The organism is Flavobacterium lotistagni, from assembly GCF_011392125.1.
GTDB lineage: Bacteria > Bacteroidota > Bacteroidia > Flavobacteriales > Flavobacteriaceae > Flavobacterium > Flavobacterium lotistagni.
Genome location: NZ_JAAJBU010000001.1, coordinates 369,817 through 384,344, shown reverse-complemented (window position 1 = coordinate 384,344; position 14,528 = coordinate 369,817). Strand labels below are relative to the sequence as shown.

Annotated in this window: 15 protein-coding genes; 6 read left to right on the top strand and 9 right to left on the bottom strand. The window is 43.0% G+C overall.

Going from position 1 to position 14,528, the window contains the following annotated elements:
* The first annotated feature begins 92 nt into the window (after positions 1-92).
* Positions 93-2,207 carry a TonB-dependent receptor gene (locus G4D82_RS01625; protein ID WP_166334271.1) on the top strand — a complete coding sequence of 705 codons (2,115 nt, stop codon included), beginning with the start codon at positions 93-95 and terminating at the stop codon, positions 2,205-2,207.
* Here the strand turns inward: G4D82_RS01625 and G4D82_RS01620 are convergent.
* On the bottom strand, positions 2,204-2,632 hold the full coding sequence (locus tag G4D82_RS01620; protein ID WP_166333749.1) for a hypothetical protein: 429 nt from the start codon (positions 2,630-2,632) through the stop codon (positions 2,204-2,206). The genes G4D82_RS01625 and G4D82_RS01620 overlap by 4 nt on opposite strands.
* Before the next feature lie 159 nt (positions 2,633-2,791).
* Here G4D82_RS01620 and greA point away from each other — a divergent pair, with 159 nt between their 5' ends.
* Positions 2,792-3,265 carry a transcription elongation factor GreA gene (greA, locus tag G4D82_RS01615; RefSeq protein WP_166333747.1) on the top strand — a complete coding sequence of 158 codons (474 nt, stop codon included), beginning with the start codon at positions 2,792-2,794 and terminating at the stop codon, positions 3,263-3,265.
* Position 3,266: 1 nt separating this feature from the next.
* Positions 3,267-3,656 (top strand): HIT family protein, encoded by a 390-nt coding sequence (locus G4D82_RS01610; protein ID WP_166333745.1) that lies wholly within the window; start codon positions 3,267-3,269, stop codon positions 3,654-3,656.
* A 71-nt stretch (positions 3,657-3,727) separates the two neighbouring features.
* Here the strand turns inward: G4D82_RS01610 and G4D82_RS01605 are convergent, their stop codons facing one another.
* Both G4D82_RS01605 and G4D82_RS01600 read right to left on the bottom strand, forming a co-directional pair.
* Entirely contained in the window at positions 3,728-4,873 is a 1,146-nt protein-coding gene (locus G4D82_RS01605; RefSeq protein ID WP_166333743.1) for a sensor histidine kinase, read from the bottom strand.
* A gap of 123 nt (positions 4,874-4,996) precedes the next feature.
* Entirely contained in the window at positions 4,997-7,903 is a 2,907-nt protein-coding gene (locus G4D82_RS01600; RefSeq protein WP_166333741.1) for a starch-binding protein, read from the bottom strand.
* 341 nt (positions 7,904-8,244) lie between these two features.
* On the opposite strand from G4D82_RS01600, the gene G4D82_RS01595 reads away from it, so the two are divergent.
* The 3 genes from G4D82_RS01595 (at position 8,245) to aat (ending at position 10,265) form a co-directional block, all read left to right on the top strand.
* A complete protein-coding gene (locus G4D82_RS01595) occupies positions 8,245-9,123 on the top strand; it encodes a flavin reductase family protein (protein ID WP_166333740.1) in 879 nt (292 codons plus the stop codon).
* Between the two features lie 30 nt (positions 9,124-9,153).
* A complete protein-coding gene (locus tag G4D82_RS01590) occupies positions 9,154-9,528 on the top strand; it encodes a DUF3127 domain-containing protein (protein WP_166333738.1) in 375 nt (124 codons plus the stop codon).
* Between the two features lie 92 nt (positions 9,529-9,620).
* The gene (gene aat, locus G4D82_RS01585; RefSeq protein ID WP_166333736.1) at positions 9,621-10,265 is read left to right on the top strand and encodes a leucyl/phenylalanyl-tRNA--protein transferase; all 645 of its coding nucleotides are present in this window, start codon (positions 9,621-9,623) and stop codon (positions 10,263-10,265) included.
* Here aat and G4D82_RS01580 read toward each other — a convergent pair.
* The 6 genes from G4D82_RS01580 to G4D82_RS01555 form a co-directional block, all read right to left on the bottom strand.
* Entirely contained in the window at positions 10,258-10,821 is a 564-nt protein-coding gene (locus G4D82_RS01580; RefSeq protein ID WP_166333734.1) for a DNA-3-methyladenine glycosylase I, read from the bottom strand. The two genes, aat and G4D82_RS01580, sit on opposite strands and share 8 nt — an antisense overlap.
* Positions 10,821-11,465 (bottom strand): queuosine precursor transporter, encoded by a 645-nt coding sequence (locus G4D82_RS01575; protein ID WP_166333732.1) that lies wholly within the window; start codon positions 11,463-11,465, stop codon positions 10,821-10,823. The genes G4D82_RS01580 and G4D82_RS01575 overlap by 1 nt, the downstream gene beginning before the upstream one ends.
* Before the next feature lie 78 nt (positions 11,466-11,543).
* Positions 11,544-12,515: a hypothetical protein gene (locus G4D82_RS01570; RefSeq protein WP_166333730.1), complete on the bottom strand. Its 972-nt coding sequence runs from the start codon at positions 12,513-12,515 to the stop codon at positions 11,544-11,546.
* Between the two features lie 11 nt (positions 12,516-12,526).
* On the bottom strand, positions 12,527-13,486 hold the full coding sequence (locus tag G4D82_RS01565; protein ID WP_235924280.1) for a DUF6175 family protein: 960 nt from the start codon (positions 13,484-13,486) through the stop codon (positions 12,527-12,529).
* A 13-nt stretch (positions 13,487-13,499) separates the two neighbouring features.
* Positions 13,500-13,982, bottom strand: coding sequence for a hypothetical protein (locus G4D82_RS01560; RefSeq protein ID WP_166333728.1), 483 nt, complete (start codon positions 13,980-13,982; stop codon positions 13,500-13,502).
* 11 nt (positions 13,983-13,993) lie between these two features.
* Positions 13,994-14,512 carry a hypothetical protein gene (locus tag G4D82_RS01555; RefSeq protein ID WP_166333726.1) on the bottom strand — a complete coding sequence of 173 codons (519 nt, stop codon included), beginning with the start codon at positions 14,510-14,512 and terminating at the stop codon, positions 13,994-13,996.
* Between the last annotated feature and the right edge of the window lie 16 nt (positions 14,513-14,528).

The following is a 14,528-nucleotide window of genomic DNA, read 5'->3' as shown; positions in this document are numbered from 1 at the left end:
AAAAAATCCAATTTCATTTTGGGCGTGTCCCTGTGGGCCGGGCTGTTCGCGCCAATAAGTCGCCTTCGCCTCGCGCACTCAGCTTCGGCGCCATGATTTCTGCTGCCATCCCTCACGCGGTTATAGTGCTAGCCACCAGTTTACTCTTGACCATGCAGGCGGTTGCCCAGCAACAAAAAACCGACACTACCCAAGTCCAAGCACTCGATGAGGTTTTAATCAAAGCCACACGCGCGCAAAAGAAAACCCCAGTGAGTTTCAGCAATGTTTCCAAAGAAGCATTAGCCTCGCGCAATTTAGGCCAAGACATTCCCATTTTGCTCAATTTCTTGCCTTCGGTAGTCACGACGTCAGATGCGGGTAATGGCGTGGGCTATACCGGCATTCGAGTACGCGGTTCCGATGCAACGCGTATCAATGTTACTATTAACGGTGTTCCCTACAACGATTCAGAAAGTCACGGTACATTTTGGGTCAATATGCCCGATTTTGCTTCATCGGTGCAAAGCGTTCAATTGCAGCGCGGAGTGGGAACTTCCACCAACGGTTCCGGTGCTTTTGGCGCGAGCCTGAATTTGCAAACCGACGCAGTAAGTAAGAAAAGCCAAGGTGAAATTACCAATACTTACGGCAGTTTCGATACGCACAAACACACACTTAAATTTACTTCCGGACTACTTAATGACCATTTTGAAATGTCCGGACGCGTCTCCAGTATCAATTCTCACGGATACGTCGACCGCGCTGCTTCAGATTTGAAATCCTATTTTTTGCAGTCGGCTTATCTTGACAAAAAAACGCTTATTAAAGCGCTACTGTTTGGCGGTGTCGAAAAAACCTACCAATCTTGGAACGGGATAGATGCCGATACTTACAAATCCGACCCAACTTATAATTCTGCAGGTTCTTATTTTGATGATGAGGGCAACGAGCGCTTTTACGCCAATCAAATCGACCACTACCAGCAACATCATTTTCAATTACATTGGAGCCAGCAGTATACCGAGCATTTCAGCACGCAAGCCGCTTTGCATTATACCAAAGGCAATGGTTATTACGAGAATTTCAAAGAAGACGCGACTTTGTCAGATTATGGTTTAGTCGCCAATAGCACCACCGAAGCCGATTTGGTCAATCGAAAATGGCTCGACAATGATTTTTTCGGTACCACTTTCTCCGGAAATTACAAGAATGAAAAATTCGATATTATTCTGGGCGGAAGCTGGAACCAATACCTCGGAAGTCATTTCGGCAAAATTATCCGAACCTCGACCAATCTGGTTTTAGATCCACAATACCGCTATTATGACGACCGCGCTACCAAGACTGATGCGACCGCTTTTGCCAAGGTCAACTATCAACTCACGTCAAAATTGGGCTTGTTTGGCGATTTGCAATTCAGAAGTGTCACATACAACGCCGACGGAGTGCAGCCGCAGTTGGTATACGAGCGATTTGGTTTTTTCAATCCGAAAGCAGGTCTTACTTACAGTTTAAACCAAAAAAATACCGCTTATGTGTCGTATGCCAAAGCTCATCGAGAACCGAACCGTACCGACTACGAAAGTGGGAATCCGAAGCCGGAGCAACTCGATGATTACGAATTGGGTTGGCGGCATGATTCTGAGAAATTCAAACTTAGCGCGAACCTTTATTATATGGCCTATAAAGACCAATTGATCTTGACCGGAAACCTTGACGATGTGGGCAATCCAATCCGTTCCAACAGCGAGAAAAGCTACCGCCTCGGAATTGAAATCGAAGCGGCGATGACTTTGGGTAAAAAACTCACGACGAGCCCCAATATTAGTTTGAGCCAGAATAAAAATGTCGATTTACAAGTGAATGGTGAAAACGTCGGAACCAGGAATATTGCCTATTCACCCAATATCGTTGCAGCAAATCAGCTCACTTATCAGCCTATAGCGCCTTTGAAAATTTCGTGGTTGTTTAAGTTCGTTGGTGAGCAATACTTAAATAACATTGAATCACCAGCTGCAAAACTGCCCGATTATTCGGTTCATGACTTGAATTTATCTTACGAAATCAAGCCCAAAGCTGTTTTCAAATCGATAGTAATTAATGGTTTGGTCAACAATGTTTTGGATAAAAAATACATTTCCAACGGATACATGTATGACATTTATCCGTACTATTACCCACAAGCCGGTGTGAATTTTTTAGTGGGTTTAACTTTGGGTTTTTAATTGTAAACCCGAACTGTAGAACTGTTGATGACCTCCACGCGATAAGCGACCATAGTATATTGGGCGTTGGGTGCTATGCCATCGTATAAGCTGTACCGATACCCATCTTCGCAGCTGCATTTGGCAATTCCAGATTGAATCGAAAGTTTTGAACAAGCCGTCGGGGTTTGGTTGGGGCAGTTGCCGTTCCAAGCCCTGTAATCGGTTCCGCCGACTTTAATCATCACGATATGAATGTCGCCATCAACAGTAAAAGCAATCGGATTTCCGTTTGAGCGCAATCCCACATAGGAAGGCAAGTTCAAATTCAACGTGGCTGAAAAGCTGTAGTTGGGCAAATACGGATTGGTGTAAGTTCGCCCGGAATCTTTTTCACAAGCCATCAGCAAAACCATCGATAGTAGGAATATGAGGTATTTTCGCATCGATAAAAAAATCAGAAATAATAACGTTGTCAAATATAAATTAATTAAATTTGGCTTGGCAGTGATTAACATAGAATTATCTATAGTAAATTATGTTATCTTTGCCGCGAGGAATCCCGTAACAAGGGATTTTTTCTATTTATATAAATGACGGAAATTATGAGTGCAGTATCTTATTACACAGCAGAAGGATTAAAAAAACTAAGAGAAGAATTAGATTATTTGAAAAATGTGGCGCGTCCGAAAGCGTCGCAAGATATAGCTGATGCCCGAGACAAAGGCGATTTGTCTGAGAATGCCGAATACGATGCGGCCAAAGAAGCCCAAGGTTTGCTTGAGATGCGCATTGCCAAACTAGAAGAAGTGCATGCCAACGCCCGCTTGATTGATGAGTCGCAACTCGATTTGTCTAAGGCTTTAGTGCTTTCCAACGTAAAGATTAAAAACCAACTCAACGGCGTCGAGATGAAATATACGCTCGTGGCTGAAAGCGAAGCCGACCTCAAATCAGGCAAAATCTCGGTTACTTCGCCAATTGGCAAGGGTTTACTTGGTAAATCTGTAGGCGATGTGGCTGAAATCACGGTGCCTAACGGTGTTTTGAAATTCGAAGTGCTCGAAATCTCCAGATAAAATGGCTAGTATTTTCACCAAAATCGTACAAGGCGAAATCCCGTGCTATAAAGTAGCCGAAGATGAGCATTATTTGGCGTTTTTAGATGTAAATCCAAACGCGAAAGGCCACACGCTTTGCATCCCGAAACAGGAAGTCGATAAGCTTTTTGACATGGAAAACGAGGCATATTTGGGTTTGATGCAATTCGCCAAGAAAGTAGCTGCGGGACTAGAAAAAACCGTTCCTTGCAAAAGAATTGGCATGGCGGTGATTGGGCTAGAGGTTCCTCACGCGCATGTGCATTTAATTCCACTCAACGAAATGGACGAAATGCGCTTTCAGAATAAAGTGAAATTAACCCCAGAAGAATTCGAGACTTTAGCGAAAAATATCCAATCGAACTTGTAAAAAAGTAAGCACAGATTCCGCGGATTTGCACAGAGAAAATTTGTGTAAATCTGTGGAATCTGTGTTTATATCTATCCCGATTTTGTAAAACTCACCTGCATAGTAGTTCCTTTGTTGACCTCAGAATGCAGCACTTTGATTTTGCCTTTGTGGTATTCTTCAACGATTCGTTTGGTTAGCGATAAACCCAAGCCCCAACCGCGTTTTTTGGTGGTAAATCCTGGCTCGAAAACGCTTTTGAACTGATTTTTGGGAATGCCTTTTCCCGTATCAGTTACTTTAATTTTTACGAATTTTCCGTCGTCTTCAATTATTACAGAAAGTTTGCCTTTGCCTCTCATGGCGTCGATGGCGTTCTTGACTAAGTTTTCTATAGTCCAACTGTGTAAGGCCGGATTTAGCGAAACCACAATCGGCTTCTTAGGTGCTTTGAATGAAAAGACAATCTGCTTAGAAAACCGAGCCTGCAAATAATCGTAAGAATCCTGAGTTTCCTTAATGATGTCGCGTTTCTCCAGAATTGGTTCCGAGCCAATTTTAGAAAAACGATCGGCGATGGTTTGCAAGCGGTTGATGTCTTTTTCAATCTCTGTTACCGTTGCCGGGTCGAGGTTGTCGAGTTTCATGATTTCAAGCCAGCCCACCAGTGAAGATAAAGGTGTTCCAATTTGGTGTGCGGTTTCCTTTGCCATTCCTGCCCAAAGTTTATTTTGCGTGGCCATTTTGGTGCTTCGGTAAAAATTGTAAACCAAGGCGCCGAAAAGTACAATAATCAAAACCAGCGCAATCGGATAATATTTGAGTTTGTTCAACAAAGAAGAGTCGCCGTAATACAAGTACTGAAATTTCCCTGGAGTATATTCGATGGCAATTGGGTCGTTTTGGTTTTTGAGTTTAGCAATTAATTCTTTAATTCTCAAGGAATCTTTTTCAATACTCTCGTCGATATTTTTCGTATTGAGAACTTTGTTGTGCTCGGTCAAGACAATAGGAATAGTTGCATTTTGAATGATTTTCAGTGGCAATTCAATATCGGTATCTACATCAGCGTTATTAAGCATTTTCTGCGCTTCGGCCCAATGCTCCATTTTCACACGCTCTTCGTCTTTGAAAATCTGGAAAAAGGTATAAGTATTCCATAGAATCATCGTCACGATTACAAAAGAAGCAGCAATCAGAATCCAGCGTGTGATGTTTTTTCGGGTCGAAAATTCCATAAGTCAATTTGAGCCATAAATATAGAGAAATAATTGGCTTGAGCGCAAAAATCAACTCGGTCAAAAAGCGCAAAGCCCAAACGGATTTTTGCTCGGGCTTTGATTCAATAGGGTAGGTTTGAGTTATTTTTTCATGACTTTTTGCACTTCTTCGCGACCGTCTTCATACTGTATTTGTAAGAAATAAATTCCAGAAGTCAAATCGGACATTTGAATCGAATTTTCTCCGGTTTGCCCTTGTTTTAAAATTGCACCTTGAAGGTTCAGCAATTTGAAATTAGATATAGCCGCTTTTGTTTCAATTTGTAGCCAATCGATCACCGGATTAGGATAAACCGTGGCGGCTGCATCACTCGTATTTTCGTCACTCATTCTCGCGGCTGCACCCCAAGTATACGAGAAGCCGTTAGTTTTGTTGAGCAAGTCAGCAGTTTGATTTCCCGTACCGCTATTACCGTTGTTAAAGACAATGTTCACCGAAGTCGGCCCCACAATAGTGTATTTATAAAATCCGTTCACATCAGCATTCATGGTCATTCCGGGCCAAGTGGTGTTGGCGGCACTTCCTGTCGGCAGAGCGTTCCAATAGTGAATTTTGGGTGCGGTGGTCCAACTAGTCGGCGGCTTGAAATACACTGTCATCGATGCCGGACAACGGTTCACTGGTTCCGAAGCCAACCAAGCATTGTCATAATAGCGGATTCCTGCCGCGGCCGCTAAATCTGCAGTTTGCAAACTACCATCGTTAAAAATTAAACTCGAAGCACTGACCGTTGCAGGGAAAGTATATTTGTACCAACTGCCACAATCTTGGGTCATCGCCACGCCGGGCCAAGTCACTGCTGTTGCGGTTCCGGTCACATTCCAATAATAAATTTTTACCGCATTGCCCCAATTGCTCGGCTTTTTGAAATAAACCGTAAAAGTAGTTGGTGCTGAAAAATTATAAACTTCAGTTCTGATGGCAGAGTTCACTCCGGCAGTATTTCGAACAAAAGCTTTTAGTGTCGTGTTGCTGGTAATTGAAAGTGCTTTGGTACCGATAGCCGATGGCGAGGCAGTGGTAGGCGTCGATCCGTCGAGCGTGTAATAAATGGTAAAAGTACTGACGTTGGCCGTCAAAGAGACATTTATCGAAGTGCCACTAGTGAATGTGCCGCCCGCTTGTGATACGGATAATACCGGTGCAGCTACAGGGCAACGGTTCGCCGGTTCTGAAGCCAGCCAAGCATTGTCATAATAGCGAATTCCTGCTGTGGCGGTTAAGTCTGGGGTTTGCGAAGTACCGTCGTTAAAAATAATACTCGAAGCGCTCACAGTGGCAGGGAAAGTAAATTTGTACCAACTACCACAATCTAAAGTCATTGCGACTCCTGGCCAAGCTGCTGCCGGAGCCGTTCCGGTGACATTCCAATAATAAATTTTTACTGCCGAATTCCATGCTGCCGGTTTTTTGAAGTAGACTGTAAAAGTAGGCGGAGTGCTAAAAGTGTAGACTTGGGTATTTATTGCAGAGGAAGCGCCCGCCGTATTTCGAACAAAAGCTTTCACAGTCGTGGTTGCCGTAATCACTAGGGATTTGGTTCCTACAGCCGATGCCGAAGCCGTTGTTGGGGTCGATCCGTCAAGGGTATAGTATATAGTCGAGCTGCTGTTGTTCGCGGTTAATACTACATTTGTCGTCGTGCCGCTGACGAAACTTCCTCCAGCCGGCGCTACGGTCAAACTCGGAACATCGGTTACAGATTCTCTTTCCCAAACGGCATAATCAGTTCCCGAAGTTTTCAAAACCCAACCGGTTCCCGGATTCCACAAACCCGGGCCAATTTTCACCACTACTTTGTTGTCAATCGTGGCCGAATAAAACGAACCTGAGTTAGAAACCACCACTGAGCTGTAAGCATTAATCCCATTGTTTCTTCGAATGGCCATGAGCTTGTCTATCGCAACTTTATTATTTGTATAAGTCACCGTTACTCCGTCTTTGCTATAGGTACCGCCATTGTAATGTGGAAAGAAGACACAGGGCATGCCCGGATGCGTTAAGATAAAAGCATAGCCTTTCATGATATTATCGCTGCTCACAAAGCTACCTGGTTTTACAAATGTATCGTGGTTATCAATGAAAGTCACAGCTTTGTCAGCATAACCAAACTGTCCAGCCAAGCCCGGATTTCCAGCAAGTGCGGCATAATTTCCATTGTTGATTGCCGGTTGCAAAGCGTTGTAATATAAAGCAAAGTCAAAAGCAGCAGAACGATTTCCGGTGCCGTTGATCCATGATTTGAGGGCGTTTACATTTCCGTCCCAATATTCGCCTACTGAAGCATAAGGCGCAGATGCATTAATGTAATCTCCGAAATAGCCAGCTGAAAACCCTTTGGCTACATCCCAACGCCAACTGTCAAAACCGAGCCCTTTGAGTCGCGTTAAGTATTCTTTCACGCCGTTTTGCACTTGTAAATTGGTGTGGTCTAAATCGCGTGCACCGTTGAAGTCTTCACCAGTATCGGCATTTCCACAAGGGCGAACACCGGTAATGGCTACATAATTCGCCTCGTCGTTATTGGTAATCGAATGGCAATCCCAAGTAGGGTTGGTAAAATCTGTCCAATTAGTGGTTCCGCCTCGATGGTTTACCACAATATCAGCCATCGGATGAATTCGTGGCGAACTGCCATTGAAAGCAGTAAGCATGGCTCGGAGTTGCGCTTCAGATCCATAAACGGTTTGACTGAAATTAAAAAGTTCCGTTGGAATATAACCTACGCCACCGGTAGACTTGCTCGGTGGTGGCAACCAAATTACATTGAACCCAGAAGCCGCATAACCAGCCGAACGGTTCTTGAGATAATTATATAATCCGCCCTCATTGGCAACCGATGATTGGGTGTGTACATCCCAGCCAAAAGCTTGTAGCATGATGTCATTGACGTTTGCTGCCGATTGGGCACTGGCTTGAGTAGCGCCGAAAAAGCACCAGCCAACCAGCGCAAAAACGATGTGGATGCGCGTGAGCTTTGTTTTCATTGAATTGGTTTTTAGAGTTTTATATTTTATGAAATTATAAATTAAATTCAGACTTTATTGCGAAATACTCGTATAACCTCATAAAGTTTTTTACAATACAGCAACTAAAACGTTATAGTAATGAGAATTGTTGATAAATATTTTGTTGTTTTTTGAAGCTGATTCCTGCTGTCCGCTCTATCTTTTGCACGAAGAAAAATCGCGCAAAAGGATGCCGCTGCCATCAGGGCTAGGGCTGGCGCTGCAACCATCAAAATACTTTTCAAAAAAAACAGCATCTTATTAACAGCGTTTTATAAGGTGTTTAGTGATTCGTTATTTTTGTGCAAACGCCTTCAATTATGCTGAGCCTCGAACCCAAAAACCTGACGCCTTTAAAACTACAAGCCTATTTGCAAAGTGCAATAGCACCACGTCCGATAGCTTTTGCTAGTACCATTAGCACCACAGGGAAACCCAATTTGTCGCCGTTCAGTTTTTTCAACGTTTTCAGCTCCAATCCGCCAATTCTGATTTTTTCACCTGCCAGAAGAGTACGCGACAATACTACCAAGCACACGTTAATGAATGCAGAAGCTACCAAAGAAGTCGTCATCAACATTGTGAATTATGATTTGGTGCAACAAGCTTCTTTGTCCAGCACGGAATATGCTGATGGAGTCAACGAGTTTGTCAAATCAGGGCTGACTCAAATTCCATCAGACCTTGTAAAACCTTATCGAGTCAAAGAATCACCAGTACAGTTCGAATGTAAAGTCAATCAAATCATTGCTTTGGGCACAGAAGGTGGTGCAGGAAATTTAGTTATCTGCGAAGTAGTCAAAATCCATATTGACGAAAAAATCCTCGACGCCAACGGCATGATCGACCAACACAAGATCGATTTGGTCGCCCGTTTGGGAAACAACTGGTATTCGCGCAGCAATCAAGGTTTGTTCGAAGTTCCAAAACCAATAGCCAACTTGGGAATCGGCGTGGATGCCATTCCAGATTTCATTCGCCATAGCGAGGTTTTTGATGGCAATGATTTGGGCATGTTGGGCAATATTGAAGCCTTGCCCACGCCCGAAGAAGTCAGTATATTTGTAAAAGAAAATTTCGAGGCCAAGGCGCTCTTGAGTGCTGATGATCAGGTCAAAATACACCGCAAGGCAAAAGAGTATTTAAGTCGTCAGGAAATTTCAGCCGCTTGGAAAATTCTTTTGGCTCCGAGCATTTAAAAAAATAATCACACATAAAAAAAACAGAAGATGGAAGTAACAGGGAAAATTAAAATGATTGACGCCACCAAAGAAGTAGGCGCTTCAGGATTCAGAAAAAGAGATGTGGTTGTTACCACAGACGAGCAATATCCGCAGCACATTTTGGTGCAATTCGTTCAAGACAAGTGTGAGTTGCTTAACGGTTATGCAGTAGGTGATGTAGTCAAAGTGGATATTAATTTACGCGGCCGCGAGTGGATCAATCCTCAAGGAGAAGCGGTTTACTTCAACACTATTCAAGGTTGGAGAATCGGCAAACTACAAGCAGAAGCACCGCAGCCAATAGCACAAATGCCGGCCGCTCCCGCTTTTGAACCCGCTCCTAGCTTTACCGAAGAAGAGCACGATGACCTGCCTTTCTAATAAAGGCTTTGTAAAGCAAAAACATACATAAAAAATCAGGAGTTAGACAGTTCTAGTTTCTGATTTTTTTTGTCTCAATTTTATTGAAGCTAATGTACCATATCACTGATGAACTCTATTTTCCGCCTGTCGAATTGGCTTCACCTGAAGGAATTCTGGCTTTTGGTGGCAATCTTTCCCCTGAGCGCTTGCTGTTGGCTTATCGCAGCGGAATATTTCCATGGTTTGAAGCCGATGATCCGATTTTATGGTGGTCGCCACCGCAACGAATGGTGTTGTTTCCGCAAGAATTCAAAGCTTCGAAAAGCCTGCGCAATATTCTTAATCGAGGCATTTTCACCGTGACTTTCAACCACAATTTTAGAGCAGTAATCACGCATTGCCAAAAAGTAAAACGCGAGGGCCAAACCGGCACTTGGATTACCGATTCGATGATTGAAGCGTATTTGAAATTGCACGAACTCGGTCACGCCAAATCAGTTGAAGTATGGCAAAATCAAGAACTCGTTGGGGGTTTATACGGCATCGACTTGGGCCATGTTTTTTGCGGAGAAAGTATGTTTTCATTGGTGTCAAATGCATCCAAGGTGGCTTTTCTGAGTTTAGTGCAATCGCTAAACGAAAAAGGCTATTTATTGCTTGACGCACAAGTTTACAACGAACATCTCGAAAGTTTGGGTTGTCGCGAAATTCCGCGCGCTGCTTTTATGAAGATTTTAAATCGAGAAACTATTTAGCCCTTTTCCAGCAATCCGCTACGTGATCGTTGACCATGCCGGTAGCTTGCATATGCGCATAGACTACCGTAGAACCAACGAATTTAAAACCACGTTTTTTCAAATCTTTGCTGATGGTATCCGACAAAGGCGTCGTGGCTTGAATGCTAATCAAGTCTCGGTGTTTGTTGTCTATAGGTTTGCCGTCTACAAAACCCCAAATGTATTTGGAGAAACTGCCGAATTCCTGCTGTACTTTCATAAACGCAACAGCATTGGCAATGGTGCCTCTAATTTTGAGTTGGTTTCTGATGATCCCTTCGTTTTGCAGTAGTTCTTGGATTTTATCTTCGTTGTATTGTGCCACTTTCTTATAATCGAAATGATCAAAGGCTTTGCGGAAATTTTCGCGTTTTTTTAAAATGGTATACCAACTCAGTCCGGCCTGAAAAGTTTCCAACACAAGAAATTCAAACAATTTGTCGTCATCATAAACTGGGTTGCCCCATTCGTTATCGTGATAATCGCGGTAGAAATCGTCTTTTTCGCACCAGGCGCAGCGAATTTTGTTTTCCATTAGTTGTGAATGTATTTTTCGATTAAATAATGTCCGAGATAAATCAGCGGCGTGAGTAATATGGCGATGATGAGTTTAACGAAATAACCCGTAAATGCGGATAAGATAAAGACTGCAGTGGTCATTTTTCCGGTCATCCAAAACGCGATCCCGAGCACGATAAAACTGTCAAAAAGTTGGGAAATTACTGTTGAACCAGTACTTCTGAGCCAAATCATTCGATTGCCAGTTCTATTCTTTACAAAATGGAATATCGTTACATCAATGAGTTGCGAAACCAAAAAGGCGGTGATACTTCCAATGATAATCCACATACTCTGTCCAAATACGGCGTGAAATTGAGCATCAGTCACTAAGTTCGGACCACTAACGGCCGGAATCTGCAGCGCGCCATAAAGCAAAACGAAACAATACGCAATCAAACAAGCCGTGATCAAGGAGAGCTTGCGAACGCCTTTTTCGCCAAAGTACTCGTTGATCAAATCAGTGGTGATAAAAACAATCGGCCAAGGCAGAATTCCTACGCTCATTACGGCATCGCCTACATAAATCAATTTACCTCCAATGAGCTCGGCCACAACAGCGTTGGTGATGAAAATGCCTGCAAGCACGACATAAACGGTGTCTTTTTTGGATTTAAACATGGCTAAATTTAAGTAAAGATTTGACATAAAAAAACCCCGATTGCTGGAATCGAGGTTTATTTTTAAGGTATAGGATTATTAGCGTCCCCAACCAATGATGTTGTATGCGATGCTTTTCGGTTGCCCGTTTCCGTAGGCTACACCAATATCGCGGATGGCTTTGATTCGGTCTCTTTCCAGATTAACATCAATTTCCATCTTGTAGTTCCATTCTCTTTTATCGATTTCCAGTACTCTTTTTCCGATTTTGTCGTTCAAGGCTTTAGCTTCTTTGTAGCAAGATGCCTCTGGATCAATCGTACTTAAAATGGCTCCAACTTCATTAGCGGTTTCCCAACTTTGGTTGGCGTTCCATTTGGTGTTGGCTTCGCTCATTTTGATTTTGCAATTGCGTTCGATGAATTTTTTCCAAACCGGAACGGCAGCTGCCATGCTTTTGTTGTAGCATTCTGTAGCTTCTTCAGGAATTGAAGTCAGTTTCATTAGTGCGCCTTCAAAGTTCGATAGGGCTTCTAAAGATTTTGCTTCGTTGATGATTTGACCACATCTCTCGTTGTAGTAGTTGATGATTTTGGTTTTCGCTCCCGACACAAAACTCTGAATACCGGCGTCGTTGGGTTTGATGTTTTTAAGAGCATCCATGTAGGCTTTGGTCTCGTTGGTACCAACTCCTTTGACTGTAACTGTTTGAGAGGAATATTTCTTTCCATCAACCCCATCACCAATATATAGATTTACGTTCAATGTTAACGCCGTCATTGGTGGTGCTGTCGCGAGTAAGTCTTTAGTTGCCACATCAATGTCTGGAGTGATGATGAATCTGGTGTTGGCCCCGCCAGAAATTCCGTTGGCAGAAACAATCTGGTTGAGTTTGTTAGCGAGCATATTGGCTGCTCCAGCCGGTAAGCCTTCCAACTGATCTGGAACGTAAGCCGTGATGGCCACACGTCCTAATGCAGCAGCACTCGTTGAAGATTCCTGCGCAATTGCCATAGTTGAAAACCCAAATAGAGCAACACCGCAGGCTATTTTACTGATTAAATTTTTCATATGTGTAGATTTTATTTTTCGCCTAAGACAATCACTGCTTGTCCTAAACCTTTCATGGTTAATTTGTTGGTGATGTTGTAAGGTGCACCTTTCAAGAAAGTCTGCAAACCTTTTAAGAAACCTCTTGCGTCAGTAGCTTTTCCGGTAGCATCATACAATGGAATACGCACTTGCTCATACAATTGCATGCTTTCAGTAGAATCGCTTAAGCTGTATCTTCCTTTAACAGTGTTGGCGGTCATCCAGTCTTCGATGACAGTTCCCAATTCTTTACCGTCAAATTCTTTTTCAAGATCGTCTGGCCATGAATCGAATTTTTTGATTCTCACGATAATTTCACGACCATTGGCGAACATATCGTCAAAATGGGCTTGTAATTGGGCGTTGAATCCATCGATGTTAGCCAATACAGCTTCTTCGAGCAAGACAGGTAATTCCGCAGAAAAAGAAGGCGCGCCCGTTCCGGTAGCTCCGGCCACTTGTTTGTCAGTATAGGCGTCCAATCCTCTTAAAGTATAGGTGATTGATTTTTTTGGGCCAGTGGTGTTTACCGTCCAAGTGAGTTCCATAATGATATCTGCTTTGGCGACTTTTTTCAAGCGATCAATTGGGCTTTCAGAGATTCCTGCACCCGATTTTGAACTCATCATGGCGTTTTCAGCACTCTCGGATTCTAAGGTTTTAATGGCTGATGACATGTCTTTCAATGGAAATCCGCGATCCATCATCAATGTGTTGATCTTGGCCACTACTTGCAATAAATTAGCATTTTCTTGAAAGGCTTTTTTGAAATCAGGAATTTTGGTTGGCGTGCCCTGATTGTTGTAAGTCGTCATGTAGCCGTTGGTATTGCACCAAACTTCACTAGGCACCACCATGATTGTGGGTTTTTTGGCTTGCGCTGAAACAAAGTTCAAGGCAAATAAAGCCAAAAGGGTAAAAATGCTTTTATGGAATCGATTTTTCATCATTTTAATAGCTTAATTATTGTTTGATAATACCGTCAGCAATGAGTTTTGCTTTCAGTTCTGAACGGAGTACTCTTAAGATCAATCCGTTGGTGACGCTGCCACGGCCTCTTTTGCGGTCACGGTCAAGTTTGTCTAGGATTCTTTCATCGCGAAGTGAGATGTAGTTCTTGAATTCGCCGCCGTCAGCAAAAAATTTATTGAAATAATCTTCATATTTCTCTTCGGCGTTGACTTCGAAAATCAAAGGCTTTTGTTTACAATCTTGCTTGCCTTCCAGCAATCCGGTAAAAATCACATCACGAACGGCGTTTTTCTTGGCTTGCTCCACAGCATCGGAGCGGTTTCTTCCGTTGCCCCATGCTTTCACGGTAGCTGATCCGTCGCCTTCAATACCCATACATTCGGTTTTATAGCCGTAATTTCCAGCCAGTTTTTTCTGCGCTTGAATCGCCGGAACCGACAATAATAAAGCTAAAAGTGCTATTCTAATTTTCATAATGTTATTTTTTAAAATCCAGATGATAATCCTCTTATAACTCCGGCTGCTTCTAGGTCTTTGCGCAAAGCATCTTTCTGCACAGAAACGATAACACCGACTTTATACTCCTTGCCGACTTTTACACGGTCGTCTGCACCTACGTTGCCGTCTGATGATTCAGAAACGTATTTCATGTATTTTCCGCCTTCCTCAAAGAATGGTTCGAAGAAATCTGCTTTTTCTTCCTCGATATTCGGGTTGGTTGCTAAAGCTCTTTGTGAAGTACAGCCTTGTCCGCCACCTGAAAATCCTTTGAAGATTACTCCGTGGATAGCGTTCTTCTTAGCTTGAGTAATTGCGATGTCGGCTTTTTTAGAATACGACCACACTTTGATTAAGTATGTACCGTCTTTTCCGATTCCGGCGCATTCGATTTCATAACGCCATTCACGAGTAGCTTTGTCTGCTTTTTTCTGTTTCCCTGATTGTGCGAAAATAGCATTAGTCAGTACCAAAAGCACTAGTGTCAATATTTGTTTTGTTTTCATTTTATGTGGTTTTAAG

Bases quoted from the DNA above. Each gene is read 5' to 3' on its own strand.
- G4D82_RS01625 (WP_166334271.1), top strand. From the start codon at position 93: ATGATTTCTGCTGCCATCCCTCACGCGGTTATAGTGCTAGCCACCAGT.
- G4D82_RS01620 (WP_166333749.1), bottom strand. From the start codon at position 2,632: ATGCGAAAATACCTCATATTCCTACTATCGATGGTTTTGCTGATGGCT.
- greA (WP_166333747.1), top strand. From the start codon at position 2,792: ATGAGTGCAGTATCTTATTACACAGCAGAAGGATTAAAAAAACTAAGA.
- G4D82_RS01610 (WP_166333745.1), top strand. From the start codon at position 3,267: ATGGCTAGTATTTTCACCAAAATCGTACAAGGCGAAATCCCGTGCTAT.
- G4D82_RS01605 (WP_166333743.1), bottom strand. From the start codon at position 4,873: ATGGAATTTTCGACCCGAAAAAACATCACACGCTGGATTCTGATTGCT.
- G4D82_RS01600 (WP_166333741.1), bottom strand. From the start codon at position 7,903: ATGAAAACAAAGCTCACGCGCATCCACATCGTTTTTGCGCTGGTTGGC.
- G4D82_RS01595 (WP_166333740.1), top strand. From the start codon at position 8,245: ATGCTGAGCCTCGAACCCAAAAACCTGACGCCTTTAAAACTACAAGCC.
- G4D82_RS01590 (WP_166333738.1), top strand. From the start codon at position 9,154: ATGGAAGTAACAGGGAAAATTAAAATGATTGACGCCACCAAAGAAGTA.
- aat (WP_166333736.1), top strand. From the start codon at position 9,621: ATGTACCATATCACTGATGAACTCTATTTTCCGCCTGTCGAATTGGCT.
- G4D82_RS01580 (WP_166333734.1), bottom strand. From the start codon at position 10,821: ATGGAAAACAAAATTCGCTGCGCCTGGTGCGAAAAAGACGATTTCTAC.
- G4D82_RS01575 (WP_166333732.1), bottom strand. From the start codon at position 11,465: ATGTTTAAATCCAAAAAAGACACCGTTTATGTCGTGCTTGCAGGCATT.
- G4D82_RS01570 (WP_166333730.1), bottom strand. From the start codon at position 12,515: ATGAAAAATTTAATCAGTAAAATAGCCTGCGGTGTTGCTCTATTTGGG.
- G4D82_RS01565 (WP_235924280.1), bottom strand. From the start codon at position 13,486: ATGATGAAAAATCGATTCCATAAAAGCATTTTTACCCTTTTGGCTTTA.
- G4D82_RS01560 (WP_166333728.1), bottom strand. From the start codon at position 13,982: ATGAAAATTAGAATAGCACTTTTAGCTTTATTATTGTCGGTTCCGGCG.
- G4D82_RS01555 (WP_166333726.1), bottom strand. From the start codon at position 14,512: ATGAAAACAAAACAAATATTGACACTAGTGCTTTTGGTACTGACTAAT.